Genomic DNA, 3,465 nt, shown 5'->3' with positions numbered 1-3,465 from the left:
TTTATAGTAAAAATGTTCGCATGGAAAGCTGAGTGGGAGGTAAAAAAGGAATATGACAAAGAATTTGGCGATCTATCCTCCATGCGTTCAATCTTGCGCTTTATAATACTTCTTATCATACTTAGTATTTTGATTAAATTTCAATTAAGCGTATGAAAGATATATTTTTAGACATTGCGCTCGTTTTATTAGGCATTGCTATGCTCGTCACAATGCGACAAAAATCTTTATTAAAATTTACAATCTTCGTCGTTATTTTAGCGCTCGCCAGAGAGTTAATTATCAGGCTTTATGCCTAGCTTTGGCGAAACCGATGCGGATGGAATTTAAAATTTAAACGACAAAATGACGGCGCGGCGAAATTCGGCGGGCGCAAATTTTAAATTTCGCCGTAACCACACTATGCTTTTATCGTCGTTCGTAAATTCTACCGCGCTTCAAGAATTGTCGTATCGATAAATCTAGCTTTTATTGTCAATGACAGAATTTTACCCGCAGCGAGGATTTGCGCTTGATGCCGCGCTTTCTGCTATCAGTGGCGGAATTCCACTCGTACAAATGCGACGGAATTTCACTTGTGCGAACACAGCGGATTTTTTGCGGCGGTAGCAAAATTTATAAACCAAACGAGCAGGCTACAGCGTAAATTTATAATGCTAAATTTCACAAAAGCCCAAATTAATGCGATACAAATGTGAAATTCAAGCAAAAATTTTAAATTTAGTAGCAAAATTCCACACGCTGAAATCTTAAAATTTTAGGCTCAAGATAAGCTAAGCGGATTCTCTCTTATCATCTTTAATAAAATATGATAGAACTCCTTCGTATCTTTGCTGTTATTATATCTAAATTCACATTCTTTAAGATGAAGCAAAAAATTCTCTTTCTTGATGCCTTTAAATTTAGATAATCTATGTTTGGCGTATCCCCAGAAGTTTTCTATACCGTTTATATGATTTTTACCATTAGCAAATTCATTCTTTGAATGCTTTACTCTATAGTGAGCTTTAGCTCCGTAATCTACTAATCCATCATAAGCTTTCCAGCAATCTGAATAGATAGTAGAGCTATCAAGCTCGCTAAACTCCTTCAGTATCGGCAATAGCTCACTAGCAGAGCAGTTCTTTACTATCTGAGTATAGACCTTACCGTCTCTTTTAAACATACCGAATACCGGTTGCTTTCCGCTTGCTCCTCTACCTCTCTTACCTCTTACTCTTTTAGCTCCGAAGTAGCTTTCATCTATCTCTATTTCACCGCTAAATTTGCTTATCTTTTCACACTCTTGAGAGATCAAAACTCTAATGCTTTTTAGAATCTTATTAATGGAAATTCTAGAAATCCCGGTTAAATTTGCTATTTTAGTAGCCTCTATATCTTCTGCAAAATACTTTAAAATTTCTCTAAATTTCTTCTGCGAAATTCGGGAACGAATTATATACTTGTTTTTCATCGGCAGGATCATAGTTAAAAACTCCTTTGAAAGTTTTTAACTTATCTTGAGCCTAAATTTTAATCGTTCCGAAATTTTATCTGTTAGGCTATTTTTTTAAAATTTAGATGTTAATTTTAATCGCGCCTAAATTTCATCCGCGACATAGCAGGCCTCGCGTTACCCTATACCGATAGTGCGACTATCCCCGTCTGCCGCTACTACCGCTATCGTCGCTATTACTACATTATCTTTGCCGCCATTGTCGTCGTCGCTGCTACTCTCGCTGCTACCATTCATTATATTTGCAGCAGATCGCTATTGCTGCTTGCCGCTACGCTACCATCGCTCATTATATTTGCAGCCGTTGTTGCAGTCGCCGCGGCGCCCGTTCATTATATTCTCGCTACCGCCCGCTGCGATACGGCTGCCGCTAATGCCACCCGCGCCGCTGTCGTCTACCGCCGTTGCAGCCGCTGTCACTGCTCATTACCTCTGCTGCCGTTGTCGCAAATACAATCGCTGCTATCGCCACCGCCGCTATTATTCGAATACAATCGCTACCGATTTTTTGCAACGCAATCGCCGCCGTCATTAGCACCGCAGTCGCCGCTACCGTCGCCGTTAAATTTTAAATTTTAGCTCGAGTTCGGCTCCGCCGCTGAATTTAATTTCAAGCCGTAGCTCGCTCTAGCGCTAAATTTTAATTCAAACATAGGCTTTGTCCTGGCGCTAAATTTTGATTTAAAGCTCTAGCTTACTTTTTCGCTAAATTTTAAATTTACGTTAGAATTTTGCCGCGCTAAAAGATTTAAAATTTACGTTAGAATTTTACCGCGCCACGTAGTTAAAATTTGCACCCGAATTTCGCCGTGCAGCGCAGTTAAAATTTATGCGCGGCAACGCCGCATTATTCGCCGACCGCCGTAAACGGCTTGCCGATAAATTTTTGCGCCCCGATCTCATCTATTACGGCGAGTGCGAGGTCTGCGTAGCCGATGTAGCTTTTGCCCTTACCGTTTAGGATCAGCTCGTCGTCTCCGAGGGCGTATGAGCCCGTGCGCGCGGCGTTTGCGTCGTATTCCGCGGCGGGGATCACGTAGGTCCAGATCAAATCTTTGCTCGCCTTTAGCACCTCGTAGCTCGCCGCAGTCGCCTCGGCTACGCCCATATACTCAGCCGGAAAGCTCGGAGTATCCATCAGGCGCGTCTTGCGTGAAGCGTCTGTGTATAGCACGCCCGCGCCGCCGATGACGAAAAGTCTCGTCTGCGTGCCGCTTAGCAGCTCCGCGATGTGCTGCGTCATTTTCGCGTGAAGCGGGAAGGTCTGCGGCGTCCATGCAGCGATCGCGCTGATGACGACGTCAAAGCCCGCCAAATCGGCTTTGCTAAGCTCAAAAACATCTTTATAAACGACTTTTACGTCGCCGTTTTTATACTCTTTGTTTCGCGCGAAGCCCGTTACGTCGTAGCCCCGCTTTAGCGCCTCCGCGACTAGCGCGCTACCTGATTTTCCGTTTGCTCCGATGATTGCTACTTTTTTCATTTTTTATCCTTTAAATTTAGAATTTGTTTGCTTACACAGCCGCTTATCGCTGCTACAAGCCAATTCACTTGCCATCGCGGCTAATGAACTCTCTCATGCGACTGTCTATCGCTGTGGCGACCGATGAACCCGCCACGTAGGGCATCGTTTTGCTGCGCTGCGCAGTTTAAATTTTACACCTGCGCTTTGCTGCGCGCTTATCTTGCGAAATTTTACAGCCAGCTAGGCTTTACATCGTCGTTTATCACGCCGTCGCCGTTAGTGTACTGCTCCAGGCTGCCGCGTTTAGTCTGGATACAGATAAATTTCATCCCTTGCGCACCCGCTTTGAAACATCTTTTGCCTGCCGGATCGATACGGATCGCATCGCCCTCTTTGACCGCCTTCTCCTCGCCGTCGATAAAGAGCGTGCCGCCGCCTTTTAGCACCAAATAAAGCTCCTCGTTTTGCTTGTGCGAATGCACGAACGGCACGCTCACGTTTGCAG

4 protein-coding genes are annotated in these 3,465 nt (G+C 44.2%); all 4 read right to left on the bottom strand.

Features of this window, described 5'->3' with window-relative positions; all coding sequences use genetic code 11:
• Positions 1 to 763: 763 nt before the first annotated feature.
• Positions 764 to 1,465, bottom strand: coding sequence for an IS1595 family transposase (locus tag Q0140_RS09735; protein WP_297964124.1), 702 nt, complete (start codon positions 1,463 to 1,465; stop codon positions 764 to 766).
• Positions 1,466 to 1,771: 306 nt separating this feature from the next.
• A complete protein-coding gene (locus Q0140_RS09730; RefSeq protein ID WP_297964122.1) occupies positions 1,772 to 1,915 on the bottom strand; it encodes a hypothetical protein in 144 nt (47 codons plus the stop codon).
• Between the two features lie 427 nt (positions 1,916 to 2,342).
• Entirely contained in the window at positions 2,343 to 2,978 is a 636-nt protein-coding gene (locus Q0140_RS09725) for an NAD(P)H-binding protein (protein WP_297964121.1), read from the bottom strand.
• Between the two features lie 212 nt (positions 2,979 to 3,190).
• The coding region (locus Q0140_RS09720) for a cupin domain-containing protein (RefSeq protein WP_297964119.1) at positions 3,191 to 3,465 on the bottom strand (275 nt) is incomplete at its 5' end.

It is taken from the genome of uncultured Campylobacter sp., assembly GCF_938045405.1.
In the GTDB taxonomy this organism is placed as follows: domain Bacteria; phylum Campylobacterota; class Campylobacteria; order Campylobacterales; family Campylobacteraceae; genus Campylobacter_B.
The sequence above is the reverse complement of the archived record's forward strand: the minus strand, read 5'-3'. Positions and strand labels throughout refer to the sequence as shown.